Source organism: Dyadobacter sp. 22481 (assembly GCF_052044875.1).
GTDB classification, from domain to species: Bacteria; Bacteroidota; Bacteroidia; order Cytophagales; family Spirosomataceae; genus Dyadobacter; species Dyadobacter endophyticus.
This window is the reverse complement of record NZ_JBQENV010000003.1, coordinates 1,318,507-1,335,878: the sequence shown is the minus strand read 5'-3', so window position 1 is coordinate 1,335,878 and position 17,372 is coordinate 1,318,507. Positions and strand designations below refer to the sequence as shown.

The following is a 17,372-nucleotide window of genomic DNA, read 5'->3' as shown; positions in this document are numbered from 1 at the left end:
CGATGCATAGCTTCCACAACGTGGGAATGGGGCATGCGGCAATTCACGATTTGGGGAAAACAAAAAGAGCGGCATCGCTGCCGCCCTCTGTATTAGCATTATTCCCTGATTATATTTCTACGCTCCCGACGTTTTCGAAGACCAGCTCACCTTTTGCATCGAGCTCCATCATGATCACCGAATCTTTCGCAACTTGTCCGCTCAGAATGCCTTTCGACAATTCATTCAGGATTCTTCTTTGAAGTACTCGTTTCAGCGGACGCGCACCGAATGCCGGATCGAAACCGTCTTCACCGAGCTTGGTAAGCGCCTCGTCGGTTGCATCCAGCGTGATTCCCTGTTCTTTCAGCACATTTTGAATGCCTTTGAACTGGATATCCACAATTTTGCGGATGTTTTTCAGGGTCAATGGTTCGAACAGCACGATCTCGTCGATCCGGTTCAGGAACTCGGGCCTTACCGATGCTTTCAGCAGATCGAGCACGGCCTGTTTGGCTTCCTCCATGACCAGTGTGTGGTTCCAGCCTTCATCTTCCGCAAACTTCTCCTGAATGATGTGGCTGCCGATGTTGGACGTCATAATAATGATCGTGTTCTTGAAATTCGCAACACGGCCTTTATTATCGGTCAACCTGCCTTCGTCAAGCACTTGCAGCAGGATATTCCAGACATCCGGATGCGCTTTTTCGATCTCGTCGAGCAGGATCACACTGTAAGGCTTGCGCCGCACGGCTTCTGTGAGCTGGCCACCTTCGTCGTAACCTACATATCCCGGAGGGGCACCCACGAGGCGGCTTACCGCGTGGCGCTCCTGGTACTCGCTCATATCGATCCGCACCATGGCATTCTCGTCATTGAAGAGGTATTCCGCCAAAGTTTTCGCCAGTTCGGTTTTACCCACACCGGTCGGGCCGAGGAAGAGAAAGCTGCCGATGGGCCTTTTCGCATCCTGCAAACCTGCACGGCTGCGGCGTACGGCGTCGGAAACGACTTCGATCGCCTCGTTCTGGCCTGCTACCCGCTGGTGCAAATGCTCTTCCAGTTGCAGCAGTTTTTCACGGTCGCTTTGCAGCATTTTGCTGACAGGTATGCCCGTCCATTTCGCTACCACTTCCGCAATATCTTCCGGCGTGATCTCTTCCTGCATGAGGCTTTCTGCATTCTCGGATTTTTGAAGTTCTTCCAATTTGGTCTGAACCTCGGGAATGCGGCCGTAACGGATCTCCGCCACCTTGCCGAAGTCTCCCGCACGTTCTGCTTGCTCTGCTTCGAGGCGTAACTGTTCGCTTTGCTCTTTTAATGCACGAACTTCGTTGACCTTGCCTTTTTCATTTTCCCATTGCGCTTTGAGTGCATTGCGTTGCTCGCTGAGGTCGGCAATTTCCTTGTTCAGGACAGTTTCTTTGTCTTTATTATTCTCGCGACGGATCGCCTCCCGTTCGATTTCGAGTTGCATGATCCTGCGATTCAGTTCGTCGAGCTCCTCGGGTACGCTGTCCATTTCCAGACGGAGCTTGGAAGCGGCCTCGTCCATCAGGTCAATGGCTTTGTCGGGCAGAAAGCGGTCGCTGATGTATCGGTTCGAAAGCTCCACTGCCGCAATTACCGCGTCGTCCTGAATGCGGACACCGTGGTGTAATTCATATTTTTCTTTGATCCCCCTGAGGATGCTGATCGCGTCGGGAATAGTAGGTTCATCCACCATCACAGCCTGGAAACGACGTTCCAAAGCTTTGTCTTTCTCCATGTATTTCTGATATTCTTTCAGGGTGGTGGCGCCGATCGCGTGCAGTTCACCCCGGGCGAGGGCCGGTTTCAGCAGGTTAGCGGCATCCATAGCACTTTCGCCGCCGCCGCCCGCGCCGATCAGCGTGTGTATTTCGTCGATAAACAGGACGATCTCGCCTTCTGAGTCGGTTACCTCTTTAATAACCGCTTTCAGCCTTTCTTCAAATTCACCTTTGTATTTCGCACCGGCGATCAAGAGCCCCATATCAAGCGACACAATGGTTTTCGATTTCAGGTTCTCGGGGACGTCGCCTTGCACAATTCGCTGCGCGAGCCCCTCGACAATGGCGGTTTTACCCACCCCCGGTTCGCCGAGCAGGATGGGGTTGTTTTTCGTACGGCGGCTGAGAATCTGCAAAACCCGCCTGATTTCTTCGTCGCGGCCGATTACCGGGTCGATTTTACCGGCTTTGGCCAGCTCATTCAAATTTTTGCTGTACCGTTCCAGGGAGCGGTATTTGGCTTCTGCGTTTTGATCTTTCACAGGGTTATTCTTTCCTCTAAGTTCTTTGATAGCATTGATCAGTTCTTTTTCCTTGAATCCCAGCTCCTTCATCAGGTTGGCTGTGGAGTCTTTTCCGCTCAGTATACCCAGTACCAGCAGCTCGATACTGATAAATTCGTCCCCGAATTCTTTCAGATAGTTCTGTGCTTTGCCACTGGCGGCGGCCATGTCGTTGCCCAGGTAGGGCTGGCCTCCGCTCACATGCGGGTAGCCGTCCAATATCTTTTGCAGGCGGTTGTTAAGTATCTCTGCGCTGATATTGAGCTTGTTCAGTAAAAATAACGACGTATTGGGGTCTTCCTCCAAAATGGATTTCAACACGTGTCCCGTTTCGATAGCCTGCTGCTGGTTGCCCTGCACCATCTGGGCCGCGTGCTGGATCACCTCCTGCGCCTTAATAGTATATTGGTTAAAGTTCATGGCGTTGATCGCTTTGTTAATGATACAACTGAACGTGAAAAAGGGTGTGCCGAGCTGTCAAATCGGAAATTTTGTCTCAAAAGAGTGACATGAGTGGATTGTTTCGGACAAAATGGCAAGAAATCAATGGCTTTTCTTCTCGATCTTCTTGTGGATTTCGAGCGTTTCGGCCAGGGCCGCCGATCCGTACCACATCAGCAATTCCATGTCCAGCAACTTAGCCTGCACAGCCGGATCGCTTTCTACCAGCTTTTTACCCTCCTCGATCGAATCGGCGTTGAGGATGAAAATGCCACGGTATTTATCGTTTTTAAAGAATGGACCAGCTACGACCAACTTTCCTGATTCCGCCAGACGGTTGATATTCTGCATATGACCGGCAAAGGCACTGTCCGACTTGCTTTTGGGGACGTTCGTCGCGCTTCCGGTTTTGAGGAAAACCATTACATATTTTTTCATGCCATACTCATCCGCGCCGAGCTTTTTGGCGAGCGTCGAATCGTAAACGGCATTGTTGGATTGAGAATATCCGAGATTTGGGACGATGACTGAGGCGAAAAGCACGAGTGTGATGTACAGGGATTTCATAGTCAGTCGATTTAGAGGTTAATGGTTAAAAGTATTGATTTTTGACTTAAAAGAATGCATAAAACGCAAGAAGCTGCACGGGCGATCCTGTGCAGCTTCTTGCGTTTAGTTTTCCAACTAATATCAGATATCCATTTGCGTTTTGAGCAGATCCTCCATCGTCTCGCGGCGCCTTACCAGTTTTGCCTGACCGTTGTCGATCAGCACTTCGGCCGGACGGAAACGGGCATTGTAGTTCGAGCTCATCGTCAACCCATACGCACCCGCATTCAGGAACGCGAGTACATCGCCCTTGCGTACCTCCGGAAGTTCGCGGTCGGTGGCAAATGTGTCGGTTTCACAAATGTATCCTACCACATTATAATGCTTTGGCTCACCTTTCGGGTTAGAAATATTGAGGATATGGTGGTAAGAGCCGTACATCATCGGGCGGATGAGGTGGTTAAGGCCCGAATCCACGTGTACGAAATTACGCGCCGGATCTTCTTTCACCACATTGGTTGTAACAAAAAGAAAACCCGATTCGCTTACCAGAAACTTGCCCGGTTCGAACCAGAGCTGCAACTCGCGGCCATATTCCTGGCAAAAAGTCTGAAAGCGCTTGGAAATTTTTTTGCCTAGCAAATCCATATCCGTAATGGCATCGCCCGGCAGGTAGGAAACCTTGAACCCGCCGCCCAAATCGACTACTTGCAGATCTGGGAAATGCTTTGCGGTTTCGAAAAGGATATCGGCCACTTTCAAGAAAGGCTCGGCGTCCTTAATATCGGAGCCGGTGTGCTGGTGCAAGCCGATTATTTTAATATCATATTTTTTGATCACTTCCAGGATCTGATCCAAAAGCAATACCGAAATTCCGAATTTGGAATCTGCATGCGCAGTCATGATCTTGGTATGCCCGCCGGCAGCCACATTGGGCTTGATGCGGATCATGCAGGGCTTGCTATTGCCATATGTCTGGCCAAACCATTCGAGCAACGGAAGGCTGTCGACATTCACAATAGCTCCTGCTTCGACGGCTTGGCGTACTTCTTCAAAATCCACGCCGCTAGGTGTAAATGTGATCTGGCTGGCATCATAACCTGCCAGTTTGCCCATTTCAAATTCTCCTGGAGATACCACATCCAGCTCTACGCCGATTTCCCGCATCAGCTTCAACACAGCCAGGTTGGTATTGGCTTTGCAGGCATATTTGATCTTCATATTCACGCCCGCAAAAGCGTGTTGAAGCTCCGCGGCCTTCCGGCGAATGGTCGCACCGTCGTAGACGTACAACGGACTTCCGTATTGATTGATTAACTGAGTAGGGTCGATGCCCTGAATGGAATATGGATAATGGTCAGAGAGTTGCATTGGGAAATAGGGGATTGCGCATCGGCGCCGGAATGATTAATTACAGTATTTGTCGAGGTAAACAGCCATTTCCTTTTGGAGTGCGAAGGCCTCCTGTTTGGCTTTTTCAGCGAAATCGGTGCCGTTGCCGGCGTAGATAATGCTCCGCGACGCATTTACGAGCAGTCCGCAGCTTTTGTTCATACCAAACTTTGAAACCTCTTCCAGATTACCGCCCTGGGCGCCTACGCCGGGCACGAGCAGGAAGTGATCCGGGATAATGGTGCGTATCTTCTCGAAATCGGATGCCTGCGTGGCGCCTACGACATACATCATACGCTCCGCCCCCGCCCACGTTTGCGAGGTACGCAATACATTTTCATATAATGTGGTGCCTTCCACATCGAGCCGCTGGAAATCCGCGCTGCCCGGGTTGGAGGTCAATGCCAGCAATATCACCCATTTACCTTCGAATGCGAGGAATGGCGTCACGGAATCGCTGCCCATATACGGCGCAACGGTGATGGAATCGAAGTCGAGGCCGGACGAGGCCGGATCGAAGAATGCCCGGGCGTACAAGCCGGAGGTATTTCCGATATCACCGCGTTTGGCATCCGCAATCGTGAAATGGCTTTTGGGAATGTATTCGACGGTCTTTTGAAGGCTTTCCCAGCCTTTTGGCCCTAAGGCTTCGTAAAAGGCGATATTCGGTTTGTAGGAAACACAGTAATCGGCTGTGGCGTCGATGATCTGCTTATTAAATTCAAAAATCGGATCGTCGGTTTTCAACAAATGCGCCGGGATTTTCTGGATATCGGTGTCCAAACCCACACACAAATAGGACCTTTTAGTCGAAATTTGCTGGAAGAGCTCTTGATAAGTCATGATTTTGTAAATATTGCGACGAAATTACAACCTCTTCCAATAGATTCATAAATTTGCGGCAACATTAAACTTTGCTCCAACCAACACATCACGACTATATGCAGATTCGAAAAACTTCCATTGCCGATCTAGTTGAAATTTTACCCAGGGTCTTCGGTGACGACCGCGGGATGTTCTTTGAATCGTATAATGAGGAGATATTTTCCAAACTCGGCCTGCCTGTGAACTTTGTTCAGGACAATCAGTCGTTTTCAAAAAAGGGGGTGGTCAGAGGGCTGCATTTCCAGAATGCGCCTTTCGCGCAAGGCAAGCTGGTCCGGGTGATCTCGGGCAGAGTGCTGGACGTGGCGGTAGATATCCGCCCCGATTCGCCGACTTTCGGAAAGCACGAAGTCTTCGAATTAAGCGGAGAGCAAAACAACATCGCTTACATTCCGGAGGGTTTTGCGCACGGGTTTGTGGCTTTGGAAGACTCGATTTTTAGCTATAAATGCACCAATCTATATAATAAAGCATCTGAATCGGGCATTCTGTGGAACGATCCGGATTTGAATATCGACTGGGGGATTACCGACCCGATCGTTTCGGAAAAAGACCTGATCCTGCCTACTTTTCGCGCACTTTTCGGGGAATTGACTAAATAAACTTACTTTTCAAAAAGCTCTTCCAGGGCTTTGGTAGCTACTTTCCGGGCTGAATGCGAATTCTGTCCGGTGATAAGTCTTTCGTCCATCTCTATGAATTCCACAAAAGGGATCATGGCTTTGGTATAATGCGCACCGCGTTCTTTCAATTTATCTTCGAGGTAAAAGGGGACTTCACTAACAAAGCTTACCAGTGCTTCTTCGACATTCGAATAACCGGTTACGTATTTGTCCCGGATCAATGACGTGCCGTCCGAAAGCCTGATATTGAGCAATGCGCAAACGCCGTGGGCTACGGCAGTGACCATACCGTTTTTTTCATAAATGGCTTTTGCCAGATTTTGTAGTTCGGTATTTTCCGGGAAGTCCCACATTGCGCCATGGCCGCCTGCGAAATAGATCAGCCGGTAATCGTTCGGAACAACGTCCGATGGTTTGAATGAGTTTTGCAGCTTTTCCCGGAATGAAGTCTCCTCCCAATACCGGGCGTTACATTCGTCTTTGAGGTCGAGGCTCCGTTCGTCTACCGGTATGGCGCCGCCCAGCGGGCTCACGAAATCCATGATAATGCGTCTTTTGGCCAACACATCATAAAAGTGCGTCAACTCATTCAGCCAGAGACCTGTTTTGGAGGTTTTGGCCGGGTATGTTTCATGGTTGGTGCAAACGATCAGGACTTTCATAGCTGTACATAGAAATGACTCCGGGAAATATAACATAAACCCCGGAAGTTTCCATTATGAAAGCATTGTGCTTAATTCAGCAGCTGATTTTTGTAAGCGAATGCAACAGCCGCCGCAGTGCTTTTGGTACCTGTTTTTTCAAGAACCCGCAACCGGTGCCCTTCGACCGTTCGTACGCTGATGAATAGCTTGTCGCCGATTTCGGTGGTTGAAAGTCCGTCGCAAATTAATTGCAGCACTTCTTTCTCGCGCGACGAGAGCGCTACATTACACGCGTTCGGGAAAAACGGGTGCTTGTTGACCTGCCGGTTCACCATTTTGCGGTGCATGGCCTTAGAAACGAAGTCGTTGTAGTAGAAACCTTCTTCGTGAACTCTTCTGATTGCTTTTTCGACCTCGTCGGGACTGGTATCTTTTAACAGATAACCCTGTACGCCCTTTTCAAGCATGTGGATCACAAACCTGTCCTCATTATACATTGAGACGACGATGATCTTGATGTTCGGAAAGCGTTCGAATGCAGCTTCTGTGGCTTGAATGCCATCCATGACCGGCATTTGCAGGTCCATGAAAACGATGTCGGGCGTGTTGGCCGGCAGGCGGTCCAGCAGTTCCTGGCCGTTGCCGGCTTCCAGTATAAATTCGAAGTCGGGAATGCCGCTCAGCATGGAGATAAACCCCTTTCTGAATAGTTCGTGGTCGTCGGCGATTCCTAGTTTAAGGGTGCTCATAGCATTAAATATTCACTCGTTCCCGGCGAAATGGATGTAATGGTTCAGGTTTATTACCGGATGCCGGGTTAACCGGAATCCTCGCGATGGCACTGGAACCGCCCTTGGCCGGCTGTTCGTACTGGACCGTTCCATTTACAATGGCCAACCGGCTTTCAATTCCAAGCAAACCTAGCCCAGCCAGGTTGCTTTCTTTTATTTTTTCAGGGTCGAAACCGACCCCATTGTCGGTTACCCGCAAACCTATCATTTCTTCGTCGATTTCCAGCGCAATATCGATTTTTGTGCAACTCGCATGCTTGATCGCGTTGTTGACGAGCTCCTGCATAATGCGGTAAAGCGTCAGTTCCAGTTTCTGGCCCTGACGCGGAAATTCTTCGGTATTCGATTGGAAGGCTATGACCAGGTTATTGTCTTCTTCCAGTTTGTGTATGAATTCTTCGATCGCCTCCATCAGCCCGAACCGTTCCAGGGTAGTCGGCACGAGGTCACGCGTAATGCGTCGCACATGCAGGATCGTTTCCTCCACGAGCGACTGCGATTTTTTCATAATGCTCTCTTCCTTCTCGTCTCCCGAATTTCCTACTAATTTACTCAATTGGTTGAGACTTAACTTGGTAAGTGACAGCATTGTGCCGATATCATCATGCAGATCCTGGGCAATCCGTCGCCGTTCTGTTTCCTCTGAATTGAGCGCGGTATCCAGGAGCAGGCGGTTGTAGTTTTTCTCGATGTCGCTGATCCTCTTTTCTTCCTCGAACCTTCGCTTTTGGTAATACATTACAAAGGCAATCATGCAGAACGCCATGGCAAGCATAGCCAGCGAAGCTATTAAAAGTGCCCATTTTAGTTCCTCACTGTTTTGCATAATTCTTTGGTGGGTAATGATAAATGCCTATGCTGAAAAGCAGGGCGCAGATAATTTCGAAAATACTCGGGATGACTTCTGTGATCCCAAGATCCATCGTATTGTTCCAGGTGTATGCATAATGGATGACCGGTGCAATGAATATCAGACTCGAATAATAAAGCAACAGTCCCGAACAGATCCAAAAAAACGGGAATGTCAGTAAATTGGGTATTTGAAGGGATTTGATAATTTCATAAAAATAAAGCAGGATCAATAAGATCATTAGAACGCCTTCAACGGTTTTGGAATATAGCACAACCCTGTGTTCCCGCATGTTATGAAGATCTTCGTTTGAGTTGACCAAATCCCAGGCACAAAAAAAGAAAAGTCCTATCATGGACGCTATCAAAAATCGCTTCTGTGGCCTCTCTGCAAATTTGAAATAAAACATCCCACCAAGTAGTGCGTAGAAAAGCGGGATGCTCAGGTTATAAAATATGATATTGTTCGTCCTGTTCGCCGCAAAATGAAGCATCGCAAGGTCGATTATAAACTTCGCCACCAGGTAGCAGAAAAGCAGTCTTAATGACTGGTCCAAAAATGCTCTTCTTACAATAGTGAGTGTTAGTGGTAAAACTGTGACAAATACTGCAATAGAAGAAATAGGATTATTGACAATATAAGCAAAGTAGCTATCGAACATACATTAATCGATTAACGATCTTTCGTCTTTAACATTGGCGTGGGCAAAGCGGTCCGCCTGTCATAGCTTCGCCGCTTGCCGGCATATCTTTCAGTCCGCCCAATTGAGCAGTTCTGATAATGTCCTTGCCATCGGTGTCAACAGGTACCAAAACGAGCCTTGGCGTCGGTTTCTTTGATTTTTTTGCCTTGCTATCGTCATCTTCTTCCTCGTCTCTCAAACCGTAATAGACTCTGAATCCCACACAGTTGTCGCCGTGCAACTTCATCAGTTCGTTAAAAGTGTGAATGCCGAAAAACTCTGCCTTTACGTAGTTTTCGCCTTTCTCGGTGAAGTAACGCTCTTTCTTTTGATGTGGAATAGTAAGTTCCTGGGCCTCCGACGCTGAAATCAGCCGCCCTTCCTGACCTGTAAATCTCTTGCTGTCCATAGTTTTAGTTAAAATGTAACAATTAAGCAATGTAAATGTAAAAAGGCAGCCAGCGAAGGACAAGCCAACCATTTGCAATTGATTTAACGGTTGTAGGTAACTAATTGTTAATCAGCAGAATTTGTTCCAGTCGATTAAAAATCACGTAATTTTACGCATAGTTTGCGGGCAATTTTACGATGCAGCACTTGTAGCTCTACCCGTGCCAAAAATCAGGGTTTTTCACGCTAAAATGCTTGTGTAGAGACCTGTACATTTGTAAAGCGTTAGGGAAGTCTTTTCAAAAGCTTTCTCATCAAGATTAAAGGGTTAGGTTATATTCGAAAGCCACGAGGGAATGTCCTTCGCGGCTTTTTTGATTCTTTATCTGCATTGCCGATTTTTGGCATTTAAAGCGAGTACCCATATGAAACCAACCATAGAAATCGAGTATTGCCCCAAATGCGGCTGGCTGCTCCGGGCGGCCTGGATGGCGCAGGAACTGCTTACCACTTTTACGGATGACCTCCATGCCGTCCAGTTGAAACCATCGGAGGTAGCCGGACGGTACCTCATAACATTAGGAGATGAGTTGCTGTGGGATAGGAAGCGCGAAGGCCATTTTCCCGAACCGAAGGAAATCAAGCAGCGGGTAAGGGATATTATCGCACCGGACCGTAATCTGGGGCATAGTGACCGATGAGAAGTTCGGTAACGATTTGTGCCATTTTGACGCACTGGAGTAGGTTCGACTGTAATTTTGGCACTATTAAATTTCGGCTTTTCAACGTGGTAAGGAAAATACCCCGTTTTAGTCTAATTGCTGATTTTTAGCACATAAGCGCTTCCCGACAGCATAAACCAGTGCAGTTTTTGGATGGAAAGCGATCTTTGGCACGCAGTTTTTCGTTAATACATAAAACTTGTGAACCTAAAACGCGATAGCTATGGAAAGCAAACTAAAAATACCACGGGAGATGTTGATGAACATAGATTTTATCAACACTGTAAACGGTGGAATGAGCGAGCCCTCTATCAAGCTTGACAAAGGGTCGGACGGTTTCGAGGTAGTTGTGAAAATTCCAGGCATCGAGGTTGAGGATCTGCAATTGGAAGTTGTGAAAGGTAAGAGAAACTCAAATAACTTAAAGCTTTTCCACTTACTGCCTATATTTTCACAGGAAAATTTGTCCGACGAAGAGCAGTGGAAGACAATTCGTTTCATTAATACTTTCGTCATCCCGGACGGAGTGGATATAGATAATATATCGGCAAGATATGACGACGACCATCGTCAGTTGGTACTGTTTCTCCCTTTCGGGGACGAGCAGGGGGATTATCACCGGAAGGTAGATATCGAACGTTGGTAGAATTTAAGAAAAGTAAAAACCTGGCAACCAGCCGGGTTTTTTATTGCCCAGGAAGTGTTTTAAGCCGGTTTTTGAGTAGTTGAAGGAAGTAATATGAGTTGAGTTTGGTATTAATCCGTGCGGAGTTTGTACGGTTCTAATAGATTGCATTAAGATTGAGTAAAGATTCTACACTTTTTTAAAAAAGGAATTTCATATCTGTATCTTGCATTATAATCCCACAGTGCTCCTCATTCTCAACGTTTATGAAGAAGTCTAATATTTTCGCTTTCATTGAATTGACCAAGCTGGTTGAAGAGCTCAAAGTAGACCAGTCCAAACTCAGGCAGAAACTGAAATCTCAGTCGGCCTACTTTAATATTATTGAACCCAGGTATTTTTCGGAAGGGCTGATCGGCGAGTGGGAGAGTATCCTTAGCGTGATCAAGCAGAAAGGTGCCAAAGTCAATGAAGAGGGCAGGGTCGTTTCGAATGCGGTAAGCAACACAATCGATCATCTCACCGATAACGAGTGTCAGTTATTGGTGGAGCGGGTCCATTCGATCTACGATTCGGTGCGTAAGGAGTTTCAATAAAAGAAAGGGGCCCTGCAAAGGTTTGATAACGCTTGCAGGGCCGGTACATTAGTTGACGGTTCCGCCGTTCCAGACATCCTTCCCTGGCTGAACGAAAGCCAGGCTGCCATCCCGGTCTTCGGCCATCAGTATCATTCCGTGGCTCTCCATTCCCATCATCTTTCTCGGCGCCAGGTTTGCGAGGTATAGCACCTTTTTGCCGATTACTTCTTCCGCTTTGAAATGCTCTGAAATACCACTCAGCACAGTGCGCTGCTCTGAGCCGATATCGATCAGCAACTTCAACAGCTTCTTGCTTTTCGGTACATTTTCAGCTTCAAGGATGGTCGCAATGCGGATATCCATTTTCGAGAAGTCGTCATATTGAATTTCAGGTTTGACAGGAAGCACAGTTTTGCCTTCCAGCTCATTCAGGCGCTTGGCATCATGCAGTTTCTGAACCTGCTTTTCGATCACGCTGTCTTCTATTTTTTCAAAAAGCAGTTTTCCTTCCAACACGGGCTGGCCAGGTGTAAGCAGGTCGGCATTGCCTGCGTCTTGCCAGGTTTTGCCCGACAGACCGAGTTGTTCCTGGATTTTAGCCGCTGTAAATGGCAATACGGGCTCAGAAACAATGGAAAGGGACGCCGAGATTTGTAAGGCGATATTCAAAATAGTGTTCACACGTTCGGGATCCGTTTTGATCACGTGCCATGGTTGGGTGTCTGCCAGGTATTTATTTCCTGTTCTTGCCAGATCCATAATGAGTGCCAGCGCCTCGCGGAAGCGGTAGTTTTCCATAGAATCGGCTATTTTTCCGGGAAACTTGGCCAGCTCTTCGAGCGCGTTGCGGTCGATCTCTTGCAATTCGCCGCGTTGTGGTACTTTCCCTTCGCAGAATTTTTGCGTCAGCACCACCGCACGGTTGATGAAGTTGCCGTAAATGCCAACCAATTCACTGTTATTGCGGGTCTGGAAGTCTTTCCAGGTAAATTCGCTGTCTTTGGTTTCGGGGGCGTTCGCCGTGAGTACGTAGCGAAGCACATCCTGCTTGTCGGGCAGTTCTTCGAGGTATTCGTGCAGCCATACCGCCCAGTTGCGTGAGGTCGAAATTTTGTCCCCTTCGAGGTTCATAAACTCATTGGCGGGGACATTATCGGCGAGGATGTAGTTGCCCTCGGCCATCAGCATTGCCGGGAAAATGATGCAGTGGAAAACGATATTGTCCTTTCCAATGAAGTGTACCAGCTTTGTTTGGCCTTCGGAAATGTCTTTCGCGGGCTGCCACCATTTTTTCCAGCCCTCATCCGAGCCGTTTTTCTGGATAAGCCAGTCCTTGGTCGCCGAAATGTAGCCGATCGGCGCTTCAAACCACACATATAGTACTTTGCCGTCAGTGTCTTCGACGGGTACTTTAATGCCCCAATCGAGGTCGCGCGTCATGGCGCGTGGTTTGAGGCCGTCTTTCAGCCACGACTGGCATTGCCCGAATACATTAGTCTTCCATTCGGAATGGCCGTTGACGTACGCTTCGATGTCCGGCTGCATTTTGTCGAGCGGCAGATACCAGTTTTTGGTTGCCTTCAACACAGGTTTCGCGCCTGAGAGCGTCGAACGCGGGTCTTTCAGTTCCAACGGGCTCAGTGTAGAGCCGCAGCGTTCGCATTGGTCGCCGTATGCGTTGGGGTTTGCACAAACCGGGCAGGTCCCTACAATGTACCGGTCGGCAAGAAATTGCTGGGCAGTTTCGTCATAGTATTGCTCGGTTGTTTCTTCTATGAATACCTTTTTGTCATACAAATCCCTGAAAATCTCGCGGGAAGTTTCGTGATGAATAGGCTTGCTGGTGCGTGAATAGACGTCGAAGGAAATACCCAGCGATTTGAAGGATGTATCAATTTGCTCGTAATATTTGTCCACCACCTGTTGCGGTGTGAGACCTTCTTTTTTCGCGCGAATGGTAATAGGTACGCCGTGCTCGTCGGTGCCGCTGATGAACGCCACTTCCTTGCCGGACGACCGGAGATAGCGAACGTATATATCAGCCGGTACGTAGCATCCAGCCAAATGGCCGATGTGGATCGGGCCGTTGGCGTAGATCAGCGCTGCTGTGACGGTATATCTTTCAGGATTTGAAATCGGCATTTGTAATCAGGGATTTGGTTCAATCATCGGAGCATCGCTGTGCTCCCCGGTGTGGCCGGAGCGCAAAATTAGTAAAAAGGCTTGCAATGGTGTGACAAACTACTTTTTTACTGCGAACTTTGGCCCAAACAATTTGTTTTGCTCAAATGAAAGTTCTCATTACCGGAGCGACGGGGTTGGTAGGCAGTGCTGTGGCCAAAAAATTCCTGTCGGAAAATCATGAAGTGTTTGCCCTTGTGCGTCCGGGAGCGGACAAGCGCCTGCTTGCGGACGAGCACCCGAAGTTGACCTGGGTGGAAGGCGATATCCTCGACCTGCTTTTGCTCGAAAAAGTAATCGAACAGGTTGATTATGTGGTACACACCGCAGCCGTGGTGTCGTTCGTGCCGCGCGACCGGAAAATGATGTACAAAGTGAATGCGGAAGGTACTGCCAACGTGGTAAATGTTTGTTTGAAATACAAAACACAAAAGCTCGTGCATGTTAGCAGCATCGCTGCTATCGGCCGCCCCGATAAGCGTAAACAAGGCGGCGGACATGCCGTAGTGCTGAATGAGGAGCAACGTTGGGAAGATTCCCCCGAAAACTCGGAATATGCCAAAACGAAGCACATGGCCGAGCTGGAAGTATGGCGCGGCATTGCAGAAGGGCTCAATGCAGTGATTGTGAACCCGACGCTCATTCTGGGCGAGGGTGACTGGGAGAAGAGCAGTACGCAGATTTTCAGGTACATATACAGAGAAAAGCCCTTTTATACCGAAGGCATCGCGAACGTCGTGGATGTGAAGGATGTAGCAAAGATCGTATACCGTTTGGCGGGCGCTGCCATTGCCGGCGAGCGATTCCTGCTCAATGCGGGGAGCATTTCCTATCATAATTTGTTCAATATGATAGCGGACAAAATGAACCGTAAAAGACCCTCCTTCAAGGTCGGTCCGGGATTGGCGGGGGTGATCTGGCGGATAGAGGCAGTACGGACCTGGTTATTGGGCACAAAGCCTTTGATTACCAGGGAAACGGCACAATCTGCGGCCAGGAAAATTACTTACGACAATGCCAAAGTCAGGCAAGCATTAGATTTTCAATTTCAGTCTATTGAGGAAACGGTGTCCCGCATTAGTGAAAGTTTGATCAGGAGGATTTGAAATCCGGGGAATTATTTTATAACTTTCTTTCATTAATAGTGGTACGTTTGCCCTCGATTCTAACCTAGCGGTTCGTATGATGGAGAAAAATTTCGGTGAAAGGAAGGATTATATGAAGGAGACACTACTCAGGTTCGAAAGAATGCTGAAAACCAGCGAGCCGGTCTTTTTCGATTTGGATACTTACGAAAAGGTTACAGTACATTACATTGAAAAAGGGGATTGGGAAAAAGCTTTTAAAGCTTGTGAGATGGGCCTGTCGGACTACCCCTATTCGCTCGACCTGCTACTCAGCATGGTGCAGCTGCACGCCAACCGCGGCGAGCACGAATTGGCCCTCGAAATATTGGAGCGTGCCTCACTGTTTCATCCCGGCGACATCGAAATTTCTTTCATGCAAGTGGCGGTAGCCAATATGATGGGAGAATACGAAGAGGCGATTGAAATCCTCGAAAACCTGCTGGGCAGGGTGGAGGACCGCGATGAAATCTATTTCCAGATCGGGCAGACTTACCAGAACTGGGGGAAATACGAGGATGCGATCAGGTACTACAAACGGTCGCTCCGCAATAATCTGAACAACGAGAATGCGCTTTACGAACTGGCCCACTGCCTCGATCTGGTAGGGCAGCTGGAAAGCCATTTGGAATATTACAATGATCTGGTCGATCGTGACCCGTTCTCGCACCATGCCTGGTATAATCTCGGAATTGCATTCAGCAAGCTGGAACGCCACGAGGACGCAGTGCACGCGTACGAGTACGCGACGCTGATCAAGGACGATTTTGCATCTGCTTTTTTCCAGTTGGGAAACTCCTACATGAACCTGGAAAAGTATGAAGATGCCAAAGTGCAATATCTCCGGGCGATCGAGCTCGAAGGAGATCAGCCCGAAACATGCTGCTGCCTCGGTACTTGTTACGAGAAATTGGGTGAATTTGAAACAGCCATTAAATATTACCGCCAAACTGTAAAGCTGGATAGCCAGTGGGACGACGGCTGGTACGGCCTCGGAATCTGTTTCAGCGAACTCGGTCGCTGGTATGAAGCCGTTGGGTTTCTGAGAAAGGCGATCCAGATCACGGAATTGAACCCGGATTACTGGCTGGCTTTGGCAGAAACCGAATTCAAAGTGGGTAATGTCGTTTCGGCATTCGAAGCATTTGAAAAAGCAGCGGAAATAGAACCTTCCAACCCGGATATCTGGTTGAAATGGTCGTATGTGCTGTTCGAGCAGGGGAATTATGCCCGTGCTTGCGACCTGCTGCAAGCGGCGATCGATGAAATGTCCGAAGAAGCGGATCTGTATTATCGCATGACAGTTTATCAAATCCACGCAGGACAATATCGCGAAGCATTGGTGAACCTTGAAATAGGGCTGACACTAGATTATGAAGGACACGAGCAGCTTTTTGATTTCTTCCCTGATCTGGAAAAACAAAAAGCATTGTATCGCATTATCGAACAATACCGGGAAAAATAGTTAATGCAAGCTTTCGTAGAGCCGGATAAGCTGAGCGGCAATTTGCTCGCCCGCAAATTGTTTGACATGCTTCCTGCCCGCGTCTGATAAAGTATTCCGAAGATGAACATCAGTGACCAGTTTTTGTAGCTGTTCGCTGATGTTTTCTGTTTGATAGGGATCCACATAAAGCCCGCCGGGTCCGCCGGCTTCTTCCAGACAAGATCCTTTTGCAGCTAATACGGGCGTGCCACTGTGCAACGCTTCCACAATTGGAATACCAAAACCTTCATAAATGGAAATGTAGGCGAACACCTCCGCTGCCTGGTACAATGCGGGCAAATGCGGTGTCGACACATTATGCAGCAAAAGCACCCTATCTTCCAATTTTAACCGCTGAATGGTTTCCGTGATTTTTTGCAAATAGGCGGTTGGTTTTCCAACCAGTACCAGTTTGAAATCATGGTTTTTTAATTGGGCAAATGCTTCGACAAGCCGGTGCTGGTTTTTGCGTTCCTCCAAAGTGCCCACACAAAGGACAAATGGTCCTTCGATGCCATATTCAGCGCAAATGCGAATCCTTTCTTCCGTGGTAAGCTGCTTTTGGAATACCGGGTTACAATCCTGATAAATTACCTCAATTTTAGATTCGTCCACACTATACAACTCGATCAAATCCCGGCGTGTCTGATCGCTTACCGCTACAACGGAGTCTGCTCGTTGGCAGGCGGATTTGAATTTGTGGCGGTAAATAGCGCGGTCGATGGGTTTGAAAAGATGTGGTAGCCGTTCGAAAATCAGGTCGTGGATAGTTACCACCGAGCGTATACCAGCCTGCTGCAAGCCTTGCGGGATTTCGTTGCTGAGGCCGTGGTAAACGTCTATATTGTCCTCGCGCAGTTGATCCGTAATTCGTGTGTAGCGCCAATAGGCGGAAAGCTTCTGATCAATGAAGCCTTTCGGATAGTGAATTGACTCGCATGGAAATCCGTCGAACAGATGCCGGTTATTTTTAGGGGTGTAGGCAAGGTACTCGTGGGCCGGTTCATGCATCATTAGTGCGTCGAGAACGAAGCGGCTGTAATTTCCCAGACCTGTTTTATTGGCAAACGCTCTTTTGGCGTCGAATCCGATGCGCATAATGTGTAACTGCAAGGC

16 protein-coding genes are annotated in these 17,372 nt (G+C 48.3%); 6 read left to right on the top strand and 10 right to left on the bottom strand.

The features are described from left to right. Positions 1-109 precede the first annotated feature (109 nt). The 4 genes from clpB to pyrF all read right to left on the bottom strand — a co-directional run bounded on the left by clpB (position 110) and on the right by pyrF (position 5,518). Complete coding sequence (gene clpB / locus ACTJJJ_RS24330) at positions 110-2,713, bottom strand: ATP-dependent chaperone ClpB (protein ID WP_440703265.1); 2,604 nt, start codon at positions 2,711-2,713, stop codon at positions 110-112. Positions 2,714-2,836: 123 nt separating this feature from the next. Further along, positions 2,837-3,301 (bottom strand): YciI family protein, encoded by a 465-nt coding sequence (locus ACTJJJ_RS24325; protein WP_188936508.1) that lies wholly within the window; start codon positions 3,299-3,301, stop codon positions 2,837-2,839. 123 nt (positions 3,302-3,424) lie between these two features. After that, positions 3,425-4,654, bottom strand: a complete 1,230-nt coding sequence (gene lysA / locus ACTJJJ_RS24320; RefSeq protein ID WP_440703264.1) for a diaminopimelate decarboxylase — start codon at positions 4,652-4,654, stop codon at positions 3,425-3,427. A gap of 36 nt (positions 4,655-4,690) precedes the next feature. Next, a complete protein-coding gene (gene pyrF, locus ACTJJJ_RS24315; protein ID WP_440703263.1) occupies positions 4,691-5,518 on the bottom strand; it encodes an orotidine-5'-phosphate decarboxylase in 828 nt (275 codons plus the stop codon). Between the two features lie 98 nt (positions 5,519-5,616). Between pyrF and rfbC the strand changes: the two genes are divergently transcribed. Next, positions 5,617-6,162: a dTDP-4-dehydrorhamnose 3,5-epimerase gene (gene rfbC / locus ACTJJJ_RS24310; protein ID WP_188936502.1), complete on the top strand. Its 546-nt coding sequence runs from the start codon at positions 5,617-5,619 to the stop codon at positions 6,160-6,162. A 2-nt stretch (positions 6,163-6,164) separates the two neighbouring features. Here the strand turns inward: rfbC and ACTJJJ_RS24305 are convergent, their stop codons facing one another. From ACTJJJ_RS24305 to ACTJJJ_RS24290, 4 genes are all read right to left on the bottom strand, one after another. Continuing rightward, entirely contained in the window at positions 6,165-6,845 is a 681-nt protein-coding gene (locus ACTJJJ_RS24305) for a type 1 glutamine amidotransferase domain-containing protein (protein WP_440703262.1), read from the bottom strand. A 71-nt stretch (positions 6,846-6,916) separates the two neighbouring features. Then, positions 6,917-7,576, bottom strand: a complete 660-nt coding sequence (locus ACTJJJ_RS24300) for a response regulator transcription factor (RefSeq protein WP_188936497.1) — start codon at positions 7,574-7,576, stop codon at positions 6,917-6,919. A gap of 4 nt (positions 7,577-7,580) precedes the next feature. Continuing rightward, on the bottom strand, positions 7,581-8,444 hold the full coding sequence (locus tag ACTJJJ_RS24295; RefSeq protein ID WP_229222914.1) for a sensor histidine kinase: 864 nt from the start codon (positions 8,442-8,444) through the stop codon (positions 7,581-7,583). Between the two features lie 713 nt (positions 8,445-9,157). Next, a complete protein-coding gene (locus ACTJJJ_RS24290) occupies positions 9,158-9,559 on the bottom strand; it encodes a hypothetical protein (protein WP_440703261.1) in 402 nt (133 codons plus the stop codon). A gap of 406 nt (positions 9,560-9,965) precedes the next feature. Between ACTJJJ_RS24290 and ACTJJJ_RS24285 the strand changes: the two genes are divergently transcribed. The 3 genes from ACTJJJ_RS24285 (at position 9,966) to ACTJJJ_RS24275 (ending at position 11,483) form a co-directional block, all read left to right on the top strand. Continuing rightward, complete coding sequence (locus ACTJJJ_RS24285; RefSeq protein WP_426291821.1) at positions 9,966-10,241, top strand: SelT/SelW/SelH family protein; 276 nt, start codon at positions 9,966-9,968, stop codon at positions 10,239-10,241. 244 nt (positions 10,242-10,485) lie between these two features. Continuing rightward, entirely contained in the window at positions 10,486-10,908 is a 423-nt protein-coding gene (locus ACTJJJ_RS24280) for an Hsp20/alpha crystallin family protein (RefSeq protein WP_188936483.1), read from the top strand. Between the two features lie 245 nt (positions 10,909-11,153). Further along, the gene (locus ACTJJJ_RS24275) at positions 11,154-11,483 is read left to right on the top strand and encodes a hypothetical protein (RefSeq protein WP_188936481.1); all 330 of its coding nucleotides are present in this window, start codon (positions 11,154-11,156) and stop codon (positions 11,481-11,483) included. Between the two features lie 48 nt (positions 11,484-11,531). Here the strand turns inward: ACTJJJ_RS24275 and metG are convergent, their stop codons facing one another. Further along, positions 11,532-13,607 (bottom strand): methionine--tRNA ligase, encoded by a 2,076-nt coding sequence (gene metG / locus ACTJJJ_RS24270; protein WP_440703260.1) that lies wholly within the window; start codon positions 13,605-13,607, stop codon positions 11,532-11,534. Between the two features lie 146 nt (positions 13,608-13,753). Here metG and ACTJJJ_RS24265 point away from each other — a divergent pair, with 146 nt between their 5' ends. Together ACTJJJ_RS24265 and ACTJJJ_RS24260 are read left to right on the top strand one after the other, a co-directional pair. After that, positions 13,754-14,752: an NAD-dependent epimerase/dehydratase family protein gene (locus tag ACTJJJ_RS24265; protein ID WP_440703259.1), complete on the top strand. Its 999-nt coding sequence runs from the start codon at positions 13,754-13,756 to the stop codon at positions 14,750-14,752. Positions 14,753-14,828: 76 nt separating this feature from the next. Further along, positions 14,829-16,235 carry a tetratricopeptide repeat protein gene (locus ACTJJJ_RS24260; protein WP_188936468.1) on the top strand — a complete coding sequence of 469 codons (1,407 nt, stop codon included), beginning with the start codon at positions 14,829-14,831 and terminating at the stop codon, positions 16,233-16,235. Here ACTJJJ_RS24260 and ACTJJJ_RS24255 read toward each other — a convergent pair whose 3' ends face one another. Beyond that, positions 16,236-17,354: a glycosyltransferase family 4 protein gene (locus tag ACTJJJ_RS24255; RefSeq protein WP_440703258.1), complete on the bottom strand. Its 1,119-nt coding sequence runs from the start codon at positions 17,352-17,354 to the stop codon at positions 16,236-16,238. Positions 17,355-17,372: the final 18 nt, after the last annotated feature.

Bases quoted from the DNA above. Each gene is read 5' to 3' on its own strand.
- clpB (WP_440703265.1), bottom strand. From the start codon at position 2,713: ATGAACTTTAACCAATATACTATTAAGGCGCAGGAGGTGATCCAGCAC.
- ACTJJJ_RS24325 (WP_188936508.1), bottom strand. From the start codon at position 3,301: ATGAAATCCCTGTACATCACACTCGTGCTTTTCGCCTCAGTCATCGTC.
- lysA (WP_440703264.1), bottom strand. From the start codon at position 4,654: ATGCAACTCTCTGACCATTATCCATATTCCATTCAGGGCATCGACCCT.
- pyrF (WP_440703263.1), bottom strand. From the start codon at position 5,518: ATGACTTATCAAGAGCTCTTCCAGCAAATTTCGACTAAAAGGTCCTAT.
- rfbC (WP_188936502.1), top strand. From the start codon at position 5,617: ATGCAGATTCGAAAAACTTCCATTGCCGATCTAGTTGAAATTTTACCC.
- ACTJJJ_RS24305 (WP_440703262.1), bottom strand. From the start codon at position 6,845: ATGAAAGTCCTGATCGTTTGCACCAACCATGAAACATACCCGGCCAAA.
- ACTJJJ_RS24300 (WP_188936497.1), bottom strand. From the start codon at position 7,576: ATGAGCACCCTTAAACTAGGAATCGCCGACGACCACGAACTATTCAGA.
- ACTJJJ_RS24295 (WP_229222914.1), bottom strand. From the start codon at position 8,444: ATGCAAAACAGTGAGGAACTAAAATGGGCACTTTTAATAGCTTCGCTG.
- ACTJJJ_RS24290 (WP_440703261.1), bottom strand. From the start codon at position 9,559: ATGGACAGCAAGAGATTTACAGGTCAGGAAGGGCGGCTGATTTCAGCG.
- ACTJJJ_RS24285 (WP_426291821.1), top strand. From the start codon at position 9,966: ATGAAACCAACCATAGAAATCGAGTATTGCCCCAAATGCGGCTGGCTG.
- ACTJJJ_RS24280 (WP_188936483.1), top strand. From the start codon at position 10,486: ATGGAAAGCAAACTAAAAATACCACGGGAGATGTTGATGAACATAGAT.
- ACTJJJ_RS24275 (WP_188936481.1), top strand. From the start codon at position 11,154: ATGAAGAAGTCTAATATTTTCGCTTTCATTGAATTGACCAAGCTGGTT.
- metG (WP_440703260.1), bottom strand. From the start codon at position 13,607: ATGCCGATTTCAAATCCTGAAAGATATACCGTCACAGCAGCGCTGATC.
- ACTJJJ_RS24265 (WP_440703259.1), top strand. From the start codon at position 13,754: ATGAAAGTTCTCATTACCGGAGCGACGGGGTTGGTAGGCAGTGCTGTG.
- ACTJJJ_RS24260 (WP_188936468.1), top strand. From the start codon at position 14,829: ATGATGGAGAAAAATTTCGGTGAAAGGAAGGATTATATGAAGGAGACA.
- ACTJJJ_RS24255 (WP_440703258.1), bottom strand. From the start codon at position 17,354: ATGCGCATCGGATTCGACGCCAAAAGAGCGTTTGCCAATAAAACAGGT.